The following is a 17,017-nucleotide window of genomic DNA, read 5'->3' as shown; positions in this document are numbered from 1 at the left end:
ACATGAGTACTTCGGCACGCTTTCCAGATGTTTACCAAGCCAGCGACTCTCGCTACGCGGACAGCACCGATGGCAAAGTGTTCTCCCCGGCTATGCCATACAACCGATCCGGCCATACGGGACTGAAGCTCCCAGCTATCACGCTCGGGCTGTGGCACAACTTCGGCGATGACCGGGCCTTTGGCACGCAACGCGAGATTCTGCGCGCGGCTTTCGACCGTGGCATCACGCACTTTGACTTGGCCAACAACTACGGCCCTCCCCCAGGTTCTGCTGAAGAGAACTTTGGCCGCGTCATGGAGAAGGATTTCCGTCCGTACCGTGACGAGATGATCATCAGCACAAAGGCCGGCTGGAATATGCAGGACGGCCCGTACGGTTTCGGCGGTTCGCGGAAATACCTGGTGGCCAGCTGCGATGCGTCGCTGAAGAGGATGGGACTGGACTACGTGGACATCTTCTACCACCACCGACCAGACCCTGAAACGCCTATCGAGGAGACCATCACCGCCCTCGACCACATCGTCCGCTCCGGTCGCGCCCTGTACGTTGGCATCAGCTCGTACTCGCCTGCGCTGACCGCCCAGGCGCAAGACATTGCGCGGGAGCTGGGTACGCCGCTGGCAATTCATCAGCCAAGCTATTCCATGTTCAACCGCTGGGTTGAGGACTCCCTTCTGGAGACCTGCCACGATAACGGCCTCGGCGTCATCGCGTTCTCCGCGCTGGCGCAGGGCTTGCTCACCAACCGCTACCTGGACGGCATTCCTGCCGATTCCCGCCTGGGCACGCACAAGATGCGCGCGAATTTCCTTAACGACGACACCCTCCGGGCAATTCGCGCACTCAACCGAATTGCTGCGTATCGAGGTCAATCGCTGGCACAAATGGCGATTGCCTGGGTGCTACGTCGTCCGGAAGTGACATCTGCCCTGATCGGCGCAAGCTCGGTGGCGCAGTTGGACGACAATCTAGGTGCGCTGTCGAATCTCGAATTCGACGATGACGAGCTCGCTGAGATTGATAAGTGGGCGGTAGATAAGGGCATCAACCAGTGGCAGAAGGCTACTGATTCGGTGTAACTAGCGGGTGGTTGGCTTCTTCGCCAGTTCCGGCGAGCGGACAAACAGCAACACTGCTGCGCCCACAGCCAACACCAATATGATGCCCCAAATGCCCGCACGATTCGTCCCGATAATGGCAACGAACGTACTAAACGCAATCGGTGCCATCCAGCTCACTGCCCTGCCGGTCGTCGCGTACAGGCCAAACATTTGGCCTTCGCGACCCTCCGGAGAAATGCGAGTGAGGAACGTTCGCGATGCCGACTGAGCTGGCCCAACAAACAGGCACAGGATCAGGCCGAAGATCCAGAAGTTCGTTGGTCCGTCGACGAAGTACAGAATCGCAGCGTCGAGAATCATCAGGATGAGTGAGCCGAGGATGACTGGTTTCGGGCCGAAGGCGTCGTCAAGGAAGCCACTGCCAAGCGCACCGAGAGCACTGACGACATTCGCGGCGACGCCGAACAGAATGACATCCGATGCTGAGATTCCGTAATCCATCACTGCGAGCAACGCGCCGAATGTGAACACGCCGGCGAGACCGTCGCGGAAGATTGCCGACGCGATGAGGAAGAACACTGCGCTTCGGTCAGTGCGCCACAATTCCGCGATGGAGCCGAAGAGCTGCCTATACGAATCGACGATGCCACTCGACTGCAGCGCTGGATTCGCTTCGATCTCGCGGATACGGAAGAACAACGGAATCGACGAGACGATGAACCACACGGCCGCAAATACCGCGACGAGTCGCAGGTTAAAACCACCATCGGTGTTGAGGTTGAGCAGGCCACCGTCGCCAGCGACGAAGCCGAAGTAGCACAGCAGCAGCAGGATAATGCCACCGAAATAGCCCATTGACCAGCCGAATCCGGACACACGCCCGATGTTGTCTGGTGTGGAGACTTGGCGGAGCATCGCGAAATAACTGACCTCCGCGAACTCAAACGTCAGGCTCGCCACGGCCATGATGGTGATGCCGACCCAGAAGTAGATGGCGTCGTCGTTACGTATCCCAAACAGCGACACCATCAGCGCAACAGTGATCAGCGTCCACAAAATGACGCTGCGTTTGCGCGTGCCACGTGCATCCGTGCGTTGGCCTACGACAGGCGCGATCAGCGCGATACCGATGCCGGCGGCGCCCATCGCGTAACCGTACCAACTCGACGGCAGGATGGCTGAGTCGATGTTCTTGCCGACGGAGTCTGTGAGATACACCGAGAAAATGAACGTGACCAGCACCGCATTGAAGGCCGCGGACCCCCAGTCCCAGAGGCCCCACGCGAAGACGGTGCGTTTGTCGGTTTGGGGTGAGAGTTGTGTCGCGCGTGTTGTCGAGGCGACAGTGGGTGTGGCGGTGCCGGTAGTTGTGGAGCTTCCAGCAGTGCCACCCGCGACTAAACCACTCGTGGCGGGGTCATTGTGATCAGTTTGTGCCATGAAACCAGTGTGGCACGCGGGAAGGGTTTGCGCTGGTGGGAACGTGAAGATGCGGTCGAGGCTCGGCGGTTGCGCGTTGGTCGCAACCATCGAGCAACCCCACGCAACTAAACCTCTAGCTTCGACTCCAGATACTCGAACAGACTGCTCGGTACTGGCACATCGAGGTTCAGGTGCATCCGCACAACATCCAGTTGCTTGCCGTCGTCGCCTGGCATCTTCTCTTGTACGGCGTCCGACGAGCGCGCTTTGCCCATGTAGAAAAAGTCAGTGCCCTCCGCATCGTCCTTCTTGACGAAAAGGTGCAGGTCAATCGCGTTCCCTAGGATGTCGCGGACCTCCTGACTCTTCAAGGTGCGACGGCTCCTCGTGAACCACTGCATTACTTGCGGGCTAAGGAAACGATCCTGATACGCAACGCTCGCTTCAACGTCACGGGACTTGTGATACGTCACGAAAATCGGGCAGCTCTTCGTCTTACGCTCAACCTTGTACCCGTACACGGTACTTTCGTTGTTGTTTTCCCAGCCCAGCAATCTACACACATCCCGACGCGAGTATCGATTACCCACCACCAGCTCGCCCTCCCACGAGGTGACGTGCTTGGACTGGAAAAGTCCGCATTCGATGAGGTCGTCGACATGCGAACGGAAAGTGTCAGGGAAACCATGGCCGTCGACACTAGCGCCCGCAACCCCAGCACCAACTCCATACGCCTCAGCCAGCTCCGGTGCGAGCACAATGGAATTACCGTCGACTTCGATCAATGGAATCCCGCCGTATTTCGCCACCTGTGGGCCAGTATGGAAATCAAAATGCAGCACCCGCACTACTGACTCCACGATGCTGGCGTCCGCCCGGGTGCGCTGCGTGATGAACAGCTCCCTAACATCTTCGCGGGAGAGCTTCCCCTTCTTCAGGAGCTCTCTCAACACGAGAAGCTCATGAGGTCGCTTGCCATTCAGCAGCTCTTTCGACATGAAATCAAGGATGGGCTTCTCGACGGCACCCGGCGCTGATTCAACAAACTTCAATGAATGCAACAACGACCAGTAGTTTTCATACTTCGTCGACAGCACTACGGGATCGACTGTCTGGAAACGGGCGAAGTCCATCAGCCGTGGGATCGCATTCAAGCGTTCCTGCAGGTTGAGGATGTCCTTCTTGAACTCTTGCTTGCCGGAGATCCGTGCCACGGCTAGCGACTGCAGAATCTTCGCCTGCGATATCTCGTCAAAGTTGACACTAGAGACACCCGACAGTGCGCGGTGGCTAGACTCGATAATGCTTTTTCGAATTCGGTCCTTATCGCGTGAGTTATCGCCAAAAAGTGCAATCGGAATTAGATAGTTATTGGCATAATTACCAATGAAATCAATAACCCGCAGATGGTCTTTACCAGGTGCTTTACGCAAACCTCGGCCCAATTGTTGCGTGAAAATAATGCTCGACTGCGTGCCACGCAGCATCACAATTTGGTTGATCGTTGGAATATCAATGCCTTCATTGAACAAGTCAACCGTGACGATGTAATCAAGTTCGCCGGCCTCTAGCTTTGCGACGGTCGCATTGCGCTCACGAATGTCAGACTCACCAGTCAGCGCCGCGGTTCGAAGTCGCAATCCATTCAGCTTTTCCCTGTTGAGAAGTACCGAAAGCTCTCGGGCTTCAGTCTTTCGGCTGCAGAAGATCAACCCTCGTGCCCCACGTGGATGCCCATACTGTCGAAGCTTCTCCAAGATGTGCTTCACGCGTTCTTCATTAACGAGGTATGCCAGTTCTGACGTGTCAGTAACTGTCTCGTTGTTCTCATTCACAAAGTCCGTCACGCCGTAGTAGTGAAACGGCACCAGCATTTCTTCTTCTAAAGCTGCATGCAAACGAATCTCATACGGAACGTTGTAGTCGAACAGCTCATATACGTTAAAGCCGTCAGTACGCTCCGGTGTAGCTGTCAGACCCAATAGGAACTCGGGGCTGAAGTGGTCAATCACTCGTCGATAAGAAGTGGCACCGGAGCGATGCACTTCGTCGACGATTATATAGTCGAAGGCATCGGAAGGAATCTGGCCAAGCGTTTCCGCGCGCGACAACGACTGGATAGAGGCGAATACAAAAGGCGTGTCCAGTTCACGCGATGCCCCAACGAACTTGCCGAAGTCTGAACGTGGCCGTTCGAGTACTCGCCGGAACTCCTCGATTGCCTTGTCCAGAATTTGTTCGCGGTGAACGATGAAGAGCATCCGGGCTGGGTTGGCGTTTCGCACAGCAAGAGCCGCGAGAATTGTCTTTCCTGTGCCAGTTGCAGAGACGACGACGGCTCGTCGTTCGCCAGCTAGACGCAACTCATCGATCTTTTCTAAAGCGTCTGCCTGCATCGCATTCGGCTCAATGCGGGCATCTGCGTCGAGATCAAAGCCCTCGTCGGAGACGGTTTGTACCGCGACCCGCGGCTTCCGTACCCGCTCATACTCCAAGATCCATTCGGCAGTGAGCGGAAAGGAATCAGCCAACTGACGATCAATAGCCGCGGACAGCTGATATGCAATATCGCCGTCGGTGCTCGCCGAGAAACGGAAATTCCACTCCTGGTTCGACACCAGCGCAGAATCCGTCAGATTGGAGCTACCAATTATCGCCGTCAACAAAGGCGTTTGCTCGAAGACGTAGCCCTTAGCGTGGAAACCAGCACGCGGGTTGTCATAGATATAGACATCGACGTTGTCGAGAAGCAACAGCTCCCGGAAAACATCAGGGTGATTGAAATCGAGATAGCGCGACGTGACAATCGTGCCTCGACCTTTGAAATCAAGCAGCGCCTGTTTCAGCAGTGCCAACCCAGTCGCGGACACAAAAGCGATCGAGAACTTAAAACTGTCGGAGCGTTTCAGCTCTTCGTGCAGAGCGCCCAGCATCGACACATCTGGTGTATTGGCAATCAATTGCGGTTCGTAGATGCGTGGCGACTCAACCGCATGATCGACAAAGCCGAAGTTCAGGTCATGTCTGAGACTGACTACGTCCCTATCAGTGGCCCCGCTGGCTATTGGTCCGCTGGCCATGGTGTTTAGAGCTCTTTGGAGATAATCTCAACTGCCGGAATATCTGCAGGAGCCCACATCAATTCGGTCATTTCAGAGCCGTTGACCCAACGGATCTCCTCATGCTCGGTGAGCTGGGGTTCGCCACTTTCAAGAGTGCAGTAATACGTCGACAAAATGACAATGCCGAAGTCATATTCATGCTCCGTCGTGGTGACGTGCTCCCCCACCTTGGCATCACACATCAGTTCTTCGCGGAGTTCACGAGCGAGCGACTGTTCCGGGGTTTCCCCCTCTTCAATCTTGCCGCCGGGGAATTCCCAGTAGCCAGCAAGCGATTTACCAGCGCCACGCTTTGCAGCCAACACCTTGTCATCTCGAACAAGCACGGCGCCCGTGACGTTAATTCGCTTCTTCAACTCGACTCCCCGCTAACTGAACTCTGCACTAACCGAACTCAACCGAACATTCGTGCGGCCCATGCTAACACCCCATTAAACAAAAGAGCTGCTTCACGACGTGATCGTCGCAAAGCAGCTCCCAGGTTGAAGCCCTAATTCAGGCCCTACTTCTTGCCCTGAATAGTGTTCTCGATGGTCTCCTCATCGATGGCCTTGGTGCAGAAGAACCAGTCCACGCACTCGACGCCCTCTTCCTCGCCGGCCATGCGATCCTTCGCGACACCACACGAACCAGCTGGTGGAACGATGACGCGCTCGCCTGGACGCCAGTCAGCAGGCGTTGCGACGCCAAAGTTGTCCGCGGTCTGCAGAGCCTTGACGACGCGCAGAATCTCGTCAAAGTTTCGGCCAGTCGACTGCGGGTAGTACAGAATCGTACGAACCTTGCCCGTTGGGTCCACGATAAAGACAGCGCGAACGCCTGAAGTCTCGCCTTCGCCAGGCATGATCATGCCGTACTTGCGGGAGACGTTCATGGAAACGTCATCGATCAATGGGAACTTGACCTGGACGTTCTTCCAGCCACGGAACTCCATCTTCTCCTCGATGGTGCGCAGCCAAGCAATGTGGCTGTGCAGGCCGTCGACGGAGACACCAACCAGTTCGGTGTTGTACTTGCGGAACTCGTCGGCCATGACAGCGAAGGTCATGAACTCAGAGGTGCAGACTGGAGTGAAGTCAGCTGGGTGGGAGAAAAGAATCGACCACTTACCTGCGTAGTCCTCAGGGTAATTGACGGTGCCCTGCGTGGACTCGGCGGTGAAGCTTGGTGCCTGGTCGCCGATGCGTGGCATCGAGTGAACGATTGGAGCGTTCTCGGTAGCGGTGTTCTGCGTGGCGGTGTTGTTAGCAGCGGTGTTTTCGGTAGACATGGTGCCTCCTATAGACGAACCAAATAGATGAACGTGCTGGTAAAACCATTCCCCTATACCCCTCGGGGGATAACTCCAGCCTAGAGGTATTGAATAATACTTTCAATAGAACGTGACCAAACACATATTTCTATTAATGATGGTTCGACAGAGGGTTTACCTATCAATACCTCTGCTTTACGACGGAGCCCGCAGCGCAACACAGCCGCTTGCGGTGTCTGCGCTTTCCACGCGCCACAGCCACTCACCCGAGACAGCAACGCTCCCGCAGCCAACACCCAGCAACGCGCTAGTTAATCCACAAACGGATAATCCGTGTACCCGTGCGCGCCGCCAACATAGAACGTGGACGTATCAGGTTCGTTGAGCTCAAGGCCATCACGCCAACGACGCACCAGATCCGGGTTAGCGATAAACATGCGCCCCACAGCGACAGCATCGGCGAGATCGTCCTCAACGATGTGAAGGGCATCATCGAGCTGCGTGACCTCAGCAAAACCGCTGTTCAGGATAAACACGCCCCCAAAACGCTCACGCAACTGGGCAACCAACCCACGGCCATCGCCAGCACCCACATCACCGCCGGCACCCAAACCGTCAACATCCGCGTACAACATCGACACATACGCGATGCCCAACTCCCGAGCTGCATCCATCACAGCCCCGTACGTCGCCAGCACATCGGCATCGTCTTCTTCCAGCGCACCTTGGATGTTGTGCTGTGGCGAAATCCGCAAGCCCACGCGCCCGGCCCCAATCTCTTCGGCCAGCTCACGCAGCAACTCCACGACAATCCGCGCCCGCCCATCCGGCGATCCGCCGTACTCGTCAGTTCGCACATTCGACACCGGGCTCAAGAATTGGTGCAGCAAGTACCCATTCGCCCCATGGAGCTCGACACCATCAAAACCGGCAGCCATGGCCCGGCGCGCCGCATCCAGAAACTCGCGCTTCACGCGGGCGACGTCGTCAAGCGTCATTTCCCGAGGCACCGGCGCCTCAATCTTTCCGCCAAATCCTCGCGCCGGCCAGCCCGTCGCCAACGCGCTGGGCGCTTCCGGCTCGGCCCCGCGCAGCAAATCCGGGTGCGACGTGCGCCCGCCGTGCATGATCTGCATAACGAAAGTACCACCCGCTTCATGCACCTTCTTGACGACGGGCTCCCATGCCGCAGCATGCTCATCATTCGCGATTCCGGCCTGACCAGGGAAAGCGCGGCAGCTGTACGCCGGAAACACGCCTTCGGTAACCACCATGCCGGCGCTTGCGCGTTGCGAGTAGTAGTCACGATGCAGGTCCGTCGGCGTGCCGTCCTCGCCTGCGCGTTGCCTGGTCAGCGCAGCCATAGTCAGACGGTTGTTCAGCGTCAGTTCGCCCGCGGTCAGCGGTTCGAAAAGCTGGGAATTCTGGTTCGCACTCCGGTCAGAGGTCGAGATGGTTTCACTCATACTCGCACGCTACCGAATCACTCGCTAATTGCGCATCCTATTTCCGGCATTACATATTCGATGAACTCATCCATCTGGTCCTCCGCTGGACGACGACTCCGCCGGAAATTCACCGACACATGATTGATGCCCAGCGCCCGTTGCGAATCCAACAACTCCAGCAACGCATTCCTGCCTGGCCGGTATCCGAAGTCGGCACCTGCAGCAGGTGCGTCTGGATCTTCGACAAGGTCCAACCACAAGGATTCACTAAATGGTTTGAAGTCCTCATAGTCAGCGGTCGCTTCCCGCCACCGCGCAATATTGACCTTCTGCTCCGGCAAACTGCGGTGATAGGTAAACCAGCCGTGCATGTGCTCGGCCTTCCATTCCATAGATTGCTGGCAGGACCCTGTCGCAATCAGTGGTACCTCGCGCGCGATCGGTTTAGGCACGACATCGGAACCACCCATTTTTCCGCCGCTCCACTTAATAGGGCGGTAACTCGTGGTCATTGCTTTGCGGTAGACGGCGATGTGTTCGCGGAAGACGTCGTCACGCTTGCCCTTGTCCTGGCCGAAAGCCGGGAATTCTTCGGGACGGTCTCCGGTAGCAACACCGAACAGGAATCGACCGCCGCTGAGTCGATCGATGGTGGCTGCGCGCTTCGCCATCACTAACGGGTGCTGGAACGGCACCACGATCGCGCCTGTGCCCAGCGCAATTGACTTCGTATGAGCTGCCAGGTAACTCAGGTACATCCATGGGTCATAGACTTGCCCAACGTCACCGAAGGTTTCGACGCGCAGTGGAATGTCCCGCACCCAGACAGCCGAAAAGCCGCCCGACTCGGCCTTCTTTACAAGGCGAACCTGGTTGTCCAGGTGGTCGTCGGGCGACTCTTCAGAATCTTCCTCAATAGGAAGTGACAAACCAATGGTGAGCGAACCAGGTGCATACGTTCGGCGAAAACCTGGTAGCTCCCAGTGCGGTACGTCTGATAGCGCGAAGAGTTCTGACATGGGTGTCAGGCTAACGCGTTACGACGACCGTCCGCAGAGGTTTGTTGTTTAGTACAGTGGGCCACCACAGTTTGGCCATGCGCCTGGGCCCTGGCCCTCGAGGACGCGCTCAGCGATTTCGATCTGCTGTTCCTTGGTTGCCTGGTCAGCGGTTGGTGCGTACTGGTCGCCACCGAAACCGGTCCAGGTGGTTGGGCTGAACTGCAGGCCACCGTAGTAGCCGTTGCCGGTGTTGATGTGCCAGTCGCCACCGGACTCGCACTGTGCGACCTGGTCCCACTGCTCAACGGTTGCTGCCTGTGCAGCTGGGGCAACCAGCAGTGGAGCTGCTGCGATGCCGAGTGCCATTGCGGTGCCGGTAACAGTCTTCTTGATGGAAGAACGCATAAAGGTGTTTTCTCCTACTTGGTACTTTTCGCCTAAAGCGGACTCCTGCGCCTCATTCTTCGTTGAGACCCCAGGTGACCGCAGCGCAGCCGTGCCACGAAGCGTAGGTCGAGCCAAAGATTCTCTTTGACCACCCATGGGCGCCTAACGTAGCCGACCTCCTCCCCGGTCTGTCAAGGGGACTCGCAGAGGCTTATTTCAGTTCGATAACGTCACGACGACCACCCCGACTGAACGGCATGCACCTCATCAGGCCAGCGCAACTGTGTTTTATCGCCGGTCAAAATTGCGCTGTTTTTAGCGTTATTCCTTGAATTTTCTTAATTTGTTATTTTTCTCAGGCCGACTCCCCCAGATTGGCGTGCTGCCACCGCTGCAGGTGCTAACTGTTGTGGTCAAACTGCCATGCCAAGCACCATGTTCGTCAGTTGATTAGTGCTCGTCCAAGCATCAACACAAGCGATGCAATGACACCTACGACAAGACAGGCTCGAATCGTCGAATCGGAGAACCTCACTACCCACTTGGAACCGAACCAGCCACCAACGGCATTGCCGAGCGCGAGAAGTAGAACCAGCGCCAGAGAAGGAGGACTGATTAGCCAATAGGCGATTGCACCAGTGGTGTTCAGAATCAGCTGTATGAACTTGGCGGTCGCTAAAGCACGACCCAAACTCACCGACAGAATGTACTGGATGATCAGAATGAGAAAACTGCCTGTCGCAGGGCCCAGAAACCCGTCATAGAAGGCAACTGCGCTCACAATCAATACGAATACGATCAGGTTCGGCGAAGGAGCTTCACCCGTTTCAATCGTTGCCTGCTGCTTTCGTGCCAACCGTGGTTGGACAGCCACGATATAAAACAGGACAGCCACCATGGTGATTGCGATGAGTGGCGTAAAAACGGCGGTCGAAAAGCGGGAGGCTAACAGCACACCCGCCGAGGCAAGAGGAATACCCACTGCACAGGCGACCGCAGCGGCGCGCGTATCAAGATGGGCAACGCCCGGCGCGCGACGAAACCGCAGGTAAGAAACAAGATTTCCCGCAGCGGCAGATGCTTTGTTGAGGGCCATTGTCGGAGCAACGGGCGCTCCAGAAGCTACTGAGAACAGGATAGGAATTTGAACGACACCACCGCCACCAGTGGTTGCGTCGGCAATTCCTGCACCAATGCCAGCGAGAAGCAGCAGAACAAGTCCGAGTGCATCGATGGGGACGCCACCGATATTGAGATCTGCGAAAAACAATTCCACTACAACACCAACGAGACTGATTTATTGAGCTACTTCCCCAACTCGCGGCGACGTTCCACGGCCAACTTCAGGCGTTCCTTTCGTTCCTTCTTCTCAGCCTCGCTGAGTTCGTCGTAGATGTCTTCATCTTCGTCATCGAGACCGTAGAAAGCTCGGACGCCCACCGCCGCCGCACCACCGACGAGGAATGCCAACCAGAAGTAGCTCCACTCGAAGACGAACAGCCCCAAGAAGAACACGATCATCGTCACCGACCCGATCAGCCAGTCAGCGCGCTCTACTTTCTTGCCGCGCTCGATAATGCGATCCAGTTCGTACTCGGTATCCAGCGCACTTGCTCGGGATGGCAGCGAGTTCGCTCCAGCACCGACGGCCCCCACACCACTGGCACCGCTCACGCCACCTGTACCTCGTCGCGCCAGGTCAGTACGGGCTACGTCAGCGCGGGCGTTCGCCTCAATGCCACCCGGCAAATCGGCAAACAGCGCATCCAACTCGGAACGCATCTTTGCCTGCGCCGCCTTCTCCGTCCGTTCTTCGAACTCAGCCAGGTCCAGATAGCCATTCGCGAAGTGCTCCCCCAACACGTCCAATGCCTGTGACCGCTCTGGATCACCTACTCGCAAATCTGGGTTCTCGGACATGGGTGCTCCAATCGCTGATGTGCGGTTGTATGGAAGACAGCTTTACGACGGATTCGTCGCCACGCAGCACCCATTCTAAACGTAATTAATCATCAACGATTGGTCCATTTGGGGATTGGGGGCTCCCAATCACGGAGCTTCGAAATCAACTCCTCGGGATCATCCGCGACGACTAGCGAATCGAAGTCCTCGGAACGCACAAAACCATGGTTCATCATGTGCTTCAAAGCCTCCAGCAGTGGTGCCCAGTATGCCGAGTCATACAACGCAACGGGCTTCGTATGGATGCCCAATTGCAACCAGGTCCAGGCTTCGAAGAGCTCGTCGAGCGTACCGGCACCACCCGGCATTGCAACGAACGCATCACCGAGCTCAACCATGCGGGCTTTTCGTTCATGCATCGTGCCGACAACTTCCAACGAGGTCAGTCCGGTATGAGCGATCTCGGCATCAACCAAATGCTGTGGCATTACACCAGTTACCGCTCCTCCCTCCCCGAGAGCACAGTCAGCAATTGTCCCCATGAGTCCAGCCTTACCTCCACCGAACACCACCCCAATTCCCTCACTTCCTAGGTAAGACGCTAGCTTGGCTGCTTGCGCGTCAAAACGGGGATCATTTCCTGGTCGGGCACCAGTAAAAATTGTGATCTGCCGTAGTTTGCGGCTATTCAGAACCGGCAGCACTGCATTGGTGAGAAGCGGGGCAAGATCACCCGGTAGCGGTGAATCATTATCAAGATCCATCCAACGCATTGCCTCGATTTCAGCAGCTGGAGCACCAACTTCCACGAATGGGTGCTCAAAGACAGTTGCTGCAACTTCGAAATTCGGTTCATTTGCTGCGTCTGTCTTGAACGAACCCAGTTTCCGTAACGCCGACGAGTCGAGTTCGGCTCCTAGTTCTTCACGAGCCTCACGTACCACTGCTTCTTCAAAGCTCTCGCCTAGTTCTGGCTTTCCGCCCGGAAGCATGAAGGCGCTCGTCCCTCTCTTGCGGACTGTCAACAGCCGACCTTGCTGGTCACGAATCACTACGGCGCTAACAACGATTTGGTTTGACTTCACCACCGCAGACTATCAAGGTCGGCTACCCACATTTCGACCTCCGATACTTCGGAAACCCGCTTCTTCTGCCACGGCCACGTGTCGTGGGCGACCTTGACCGGATGACTCAGCTCAATGAGCACATTAGTCCCGTTCGGCCCTCCCAACACGAGATGATTGCCGTCACAGACTCGGCGTTCATCGCAGTATCCACGAGCGTGCCGGATCCTCGTGATTGTGGTCCGAGGTATTACGGCCAGGACTTCCCGCCCGTGCCGCAGGACGATGTTCGTCGGTGTCGCATAGTGCGGACGAGTGAGTTGACCACCGATGATCCCCCACATCATCAAGACCCCGTAGATGGACATGATTAGCAGCAGGAGTCGCAACCATAGCGCATTGACCAGCAATTCAATAGCGACGATTTCGATTACTGACGCGATGGTCATCGCTAACGGAAGATGCCAGATGTCCGCTGATCCACGCAGTGGTGTCGCATCTGCCGGAACCAACTCCTGCCTTCGGATGAGCCGAACCAAATCTGCCCAGTTCTTCATCTCCCACCGGAGTATTCGAAACCCTGGATGATGGTTCCATACAAGCTCAAGGGCGTGACGCAGCTTCTTACTCTGGACATACACCGGTATTGCCACTTTCTAGCACCGCCGCCAACGCTTCTGGAATCAATGCCTGCGCACCAACGAAGTTGACGTCACTAGTGGTCAACGGCAAATCCCCAGGAACGAGCGTGTCAACGACCCCCTTCATCCAACCTTGCGGAAACAACTCAACGAACTCAGTCAACATTTGTTGAACGCCTAGATCCTTCGCAGATATCATCCCGAGCTCACGCCAGAGTCGAGTAAGTCTGCGCGAGGTATCTAGGCACTCCTGATTGCCAAGGTTGTACCGCAGAGTCGACCAGGTTGCGGCAGTCGCGACCCCGGTGAGTGCCATTAATGACAAGGAGTCCAGTTCTTGCTTACGCAGAGCAGGATCGTCGATCAGCATCCCGATTGTCTCGACGATATCGCTTGGAACATTCTGTTCATCGCGCATAAGGGCATATAGGCGATCGCGCTGCACTTCCAGTTCAGCGATGCGATCGTCAATGAGAGTCAACGCCCTGCTCATCGCGTCTGGCTCGTGGATCGTTGACAGGGGAATTCCTGCTTCCACGCACGTTCGAACACGAAGCAACCCAGCCAAATCAGAGAGTGAGTAGTTTCGGTACCCATTAGAGTCCCGCTTGGGTTCCGGCAGCGCGCCTGCTTCGTGGTAGTGACGCACCGCCCGCACCGAACAACCAGCAGCACTGGCAACCTCCGAAATTCTCATGGTTCTAGCTTGATCCATCACGTCGCGTCATGGTCAATACCCCCTACGAAAAGTCGAATCCGACACGAAGTTAACGCAATTAAGTTAATGGCTTACACAAAACATCTAAACTGTGAGGAATGAAGCCCGAAACTCGACGCACCGGTGATGAACTACTCGATGCCATTGCTACAGCTGTGCTCAAAGAACTCCAGGATGAGGGCTATCACGGGGTGACTTTCGAAGGAGTAGCTCGGAGAGCAGAAACCAGCAAGCCCGTTCTTTATCGACGCTGGGCCGCCCGCCCTGAGATGGTCTTCTTCGCAATCACCCGGATGGCACAACCTCAATTGAGTCAACCGCTTCAGCCGACTCTTCGGGAGAACCTTCGCACCATTGGGAAGATCCTGCGCGCGGGTTTCGATGAATACAGGGTCGAAACCACTCTCGGGCTCATGGCTGAGGCCACTCCTGAGCTTCGCGCGAAGTTCGCCAGCTACGAGCTGTCACCTGCGCTGTGTCACATCAGATCGAGTTTGGAACTCGCACATGAGCAAGGGGAAATCCCCGAACCAGTTGAGTTATTCCGCTTGCATCGAATGGCAATCCAGGTGTTCGTCGGTGAATTCATCGCCCAGGGCTCATGCTCAGACGAAACCATCGACGCTATCGTCGACGACACCCTCCTCCCCATTTACGGAGCGAAGTAACCTCCCGTAGTGGAGAAAGCCTCCTGCGACTAAAGGAATTTCCCGACACCGGGGCCAAGAATCTGTATCGTGGCACCACCGGCTGTTTGCGGCGAAGGAGGAACACAATGTCCACTGTCACAATCATCGGTGGCCACGGAAAAGTTGCGCTACTTGCAGCACCATTGCTTATTGACTCAGGGCACACGGTGCGCTCGATCATTCGTAAGCAGGAGCAAGTTGAGGCTGTTGAAGCCACCGGCGCCAACGCGGTGGTAGCGAACGTCGAGCTTCTCGACGTCGACTCCATTGCTCAACTAATCGCAGGCAGTTCTGCCATTGTGTGGTCCGCAGGAGTTGGCGGTGGCGACCCGGACCGAACCTGGCGATTCGACCGCGACACCGCAATCCGCGTCATGCAGGCAGCCGAAAGAGCTGACGTGCAACGTTTCGTCATGGTGTCGTACTTCAATTCTCACCTCGTCGATGGTGAAGTCCCAGGTGTGGCGAAGTCCGACGGCATGTACGCCTATTACAACGCGAAGTCCCAGGCGGACGAGTATCTCCGCAAGGAAACCGACTTGGATTGGACCGTTCTTGGCCCTTCGGTGTTGACTCTCGATGCCCCAACCGATCAGATCACAGTTGTCTCCGATGATGCAGATCTGGACAACGTCAGCGATCTGTCTGTCCCAGCAACATCGCGCGCTAATGTCGCCGCCGTTGTTGCAGCAGTGGTCGATGAGCCTGCGTCGATCAAGAAAACTCTCAACTTCCACGACGGTTCAACACCGATCGCGGAGGCCGTCAAGCAGGGGATGTAGTTCGCCATGAACGCAACTGTCGATGACATCGTCATGTACGCGGACGAGTTCCTGGGTGCCAAGCCCAAGTACATCTTCTCTGCTCACCCAATGTGGTCGGTGTTGCGTCATCCGCACCAGGGTAAGTGGTTTGCCGTTCTCGCCAAGGTTCGTCGCTCCGCGTTGAGTGCTGACAGCGCTGGCCACGATTCGGATGAGGTGATTGACATCGTCGTCGTAAAGTCCGAGCCACCGCTGATTGATGCTCTCGTGGAACAGCCTGGATTTGCGCGCGGGTATCACATGAATAAGGAGCACTGGGTGACTGTGCTTCTCGACGGCAGCGCCAATACAGACGACGCGCTCGATTTATTACATGCCAGTTACGAATTGACAAAACGCTAACCTGAAGCCCCCGAGTCCGTATTCTGGGAGGCATGGGAATCGCAGACATTGTCCGCAAGTCCGAACAACTTATGAACAAGGTTGGCACCAAACGGTCAGCCGAAGCAGGTTGGAAACCCTCCATCACCGGTTACTACGGTTACGGTGATGAGGGGATGATCCGTGTGCTCGCTCGAGTGCTCATGCGTGATCCAGATGAAGAGCGCATGGACAACGAGGCGACTGCCAATTCTTCTCTTTCTACGAAGGCGCAGCGCGGTTTTCGCCAGTTCTTTACCATCCAGGTTGGTGGCCACCCAGTCACAGTCCGCGCTGGTAATGCAGTAGTTGAGGCTCATTCCAACGAGAATGGTTATGTCGAAGTCCAGGTGAAGGACCACGGTCTCGAACCGGGCTGGCAGAAGGTGACCATCGAGGCGCAGGATGCCGAACCCGTCGAGGCGGAGGTGTTCATCATCGAACCTGGCACGAAGATTGGCCTGGTCTCCGATATTGATGACACCATCATGGTCACCTGGCTGCCACGTGCACTGCTTGCCGCGTACAACTCGTGGGTGCTGCGCACGAATGCCCGCAAGCCGGTTCCAGGAATGTCGAGCTTTTACGCTGAGCTGTTGAAGCGCCATCCGAACGCACCTGTCTTTTACTTGTCGACGGGCGCGTGGAACACCTACGACAGCCTGGTCGATTTTATTGGCAAGCACTTGCTGCCGAAGGGGCCGATGCTGTTGACCGACTGGGGTCCAACGCCTACTGGCTTGTTCCGTTCCGGACAGGAACACAAGAAGGTGCAGCTGCGAAATCTGATTATCGACTTCCCCAATATCAAGTGGATTCTCGTTGGCGATGACGGCCAGCACGACCCGCTCATCTACGGAAATATTGCCGCCGAACACCCTGATCGGATCGCTGGTATTGGTATTCGTCAGTTGACCCCAGGCGAGCACGTGCTGTCGCACGGTTCGGCTATTCCTATCGACGACCCCGAGACCACCGGCCACGCCGAGGCTCCATATGTGCTGGGTAAGGATGGTTTTGAGCTGCTCAAGGAGTACTTGAAGAATCCATTCCCAAGGGAGCGCAAGCTAGCTGACGTGGAAGATGCTCAGGGAGTGAACGGCTAGTCTGCTGCGAATTTGTC

Annotated in this window: 17 protein-coding genes; 5 read left to right on the top strand and 12 right to left on the bottom strand. The window is 56.3% G+C overall.

The annotated features are described in order from the left end of the window. The first annotated feature begins 2 nt into the window (after positions 1–2). The gene (gene mgrA / locus WG934_RS00525; RefSeq protein ID WP_339988241.1) at positions 3–1,082 is read left to right on the top strand and encodes an L-glyceraldehyde 3-phosphate reductase; all 1,080 of its coding nucleotides are present in this window, start codon (positions 3–5) and stop codon (positions 1,080–1,082) included. Here mgrA and WG934_RS00520 read toward each other — a convergent pair whose 3' ends face one another. From WG934_RS00520 to WG934_RS00460, 12 genes are all read right to left on the bottom strand, one after another. Continuing rightward, the gene (locus WG934_RS00520) at positions 1,083–2,504 is read right to left on the bottom strand and encodes an MFS transporter (protein WP_339988239.1); all 1,422 of its coding nucleotides are present in this window, start codon (positions 2,502–2,504) and stop codon (positions 1,083–1,085) included. A 107-nt stretch (positions 2,505–2,611) separates the two neighbouring features. Further along, positions 2,612–5,566 carry a DEAD/DEAH box helicase gene (locus WG934_RS00515; protein WP_339988238.1) on the bottom strand — a complete coding sequence of 985 codons (2,955 nt, stop codon included), beginning with the start codon at positions 5,564–5,566 and terminating at the stop codon, positions 2,612–2,614. Positions 5,567–5,571: 5 nt separating this feature from the next. After that, positions 5,572–5,964 (bottom strand): (deoxy)nucleoside triphosphate pyrophosphohydrolase, encoded by a 393-nt coding sequence (locus WG934_RS00510; RefSeq protein WP_339976472.1) that lies wholly within the window; start codon positions 5,962–5,964, stop codon positions 5,572–5,574. 146 nt (positions 5,965–6,110) lie between these two features. Beyond that, a complete protein-coding gene (locus WG934_RS00505; RefSeq protein WP_339976744.1) occupies positions 6,111–6,800 on the bottom strand; it encodes a peroxiredoxin in 690 nt (229 codons plus the stop codon). A 371-nt stretch (positions 6,801–7,171) separates the two neighbouring features. Further along, the gene (locus WG934_RS00500) at positions 7,172–8,326 is read right to left on the bottom strand and encodes an alkene reductase (protein ID WP_339988237.1); all 1,155 of its coding nucleotides are present in this window, start codon (positions 8,324–8,326) and stop codon (positions 7,172–7,174) included. Between the two features lie 17 nt (positions 8,327–8,343). Continuing rightward, a complete protein-coding gene (locus WG934_RS00495; RefSeq protein ID WP_339988236.1) occupies positions 8,344–9,327 on the bottom strand; it encodes an LLM class oxidoreductase in 984 nt (327 codons plus the stop codon). Between the two features lie 48 nt (positions 9,328–9,375). After that, the gene (locus WG934_RS00490; protein WP_339976743.1) at positions 9,376–9,714 is read right to left on the bottom strand and encodes a transglycosylase family protein; all 339 of its coding nucleotides are present in this window, start codon (positions 9,712–9,714) and stop codon (positions 9,376–9,378) included. A 424-nt stretch (positions 9,715–10,138) separates the two neighbouring features. Continuing rightward, positions 10,139–10,972: a sulfite exporter TauE/SafE family protein gene (locus WG934_RS00485; protein ID WP_339988235.1), complete on the bottom strand. Its 834-nt coding sequence runs from the start codon at positions 10,970–10,972 to the stop codon at positions 10,139–10,141. A gap of 29 nt (positions 10,973–11,001) precedes the next feature. Next, positions 11,002–11,616, bottom strand: coding sequence for a DUF1707 SHOCT-like domain-containing protein (locus WG934_RS00480; RefSeq protein WP_339988234.1), 615 nt, complete (start codon positions 11,614–11,616; stop codon positions 11,002–11,004). 92 nt (positions 11,617–11,708) lie between these two features. Beyond that, positions 11,709–12,683 (bottom strand): TIGR00730 family Rossman fold protein, encoded by a 975-nt coding sequence (locus tag WG934_RS10410; RefSeq protein WP_445228158.1) that lies wholly within the window; start codon positions 12,681–12,683, stop codon positions 11,709–11,711. After that, positions 12,680–13,219, bottom strand: coding sequence for a hypothetical protein (locus tag WG934_RS00465; protein ID WP_339988233.1), 540 nt, complete (start codon positions 13,217–13,219; stop codon positions 12,680–12,682). The genes WG934_RS10410 and WG934_RS00465 overlap by 4 nt, the downstream gene beginning before the upstream one ends. Positions 13,220–13,286: 67 nt before the next feature. Continuing rightward, positions 13,287–14,000: a MerR family transcriptional regulator gene (locus WG934_RS00460; RefSeq protein WP_339988232.1), complete on the bottom strand. Its 714-nt coding sequence runs from the start codon at positions 13,998–14,000 to the stop codon at positions 13,287–13,289. A gap of 119 nt (positions 14,001–14,119) precedes the next feature. Here WG934_RS00460 and WG934_RS00455 point away from each other — a divergent pair, with 119 nt between their 5' ends. The 4 genes from WG934_RS00455 to WG934_RS00440 all read left to right on the top strand — a co-directional run bounded on the left by WG934_RS00455 (position 14,120) and on the right by WG934_RS00440 (position 17,000). Beyond that, positions 14,120–14,689, top strand: coding sequence for a TetR/AcrR family transcriptional regulator (locus WG934_RS00455; RefSeq protein WP_339988231.1), 570 nt, complete (start codon positions 14,120–14,122; stop codon positions 14,687–14,689). Positions 14,690–14,796: 107 nt separating this feature from the next. Beyond that, positions 14,797–15,492 carry an NAD(P)H-binding protein gene (locus tag WG934_RS00450; protein ID WP_339988230.1) on the top strand — a complete coding sequence of 232 codons (696 nt, stop codon included), beginning with the start codon at positions 14,797–14,799 and terminating at the stop codon, positions 15,490–15,492. A 6-nt stretch (positions 15,493–15,498) separates the two neighbouring features. Next, positions 15,499–15,876 (top strand): MmcQ/YjbR family DNA-binding protein, encoded by a 378-nt coding sequence (locus WG934_RS00445; protein ID WP_339988229.1) that lies wholly within the window; start codon positions 15,499–15,501, stop codon positions 15,874–15,876. 32 nt (positions 15,877–15,908) lie between these two features. Further along, entirely contained in the window at positions 15,909–17,000 is a 1,092-nt protein-coding gene (locus WG934_RS00440) for an App1 family protein (protein WP_339988228.1), read from the top strand. Positions 17,001–17,017 lie beyond the last annotated feature (17 nt).

The sequence above is a fragment of the Corynebacterium sp. H78 genome (assembly GCF_037572275.1).
Taxonomy (GTDB): domain Bacteria; phylum Actinomycetota; class Actinomycetes; order Mycobacteriales; family Mycobacteriaceae; genus Corynebacterium.
This window is presented reverse-complemented; position numbering and strand designations above follow the sequence as displayed.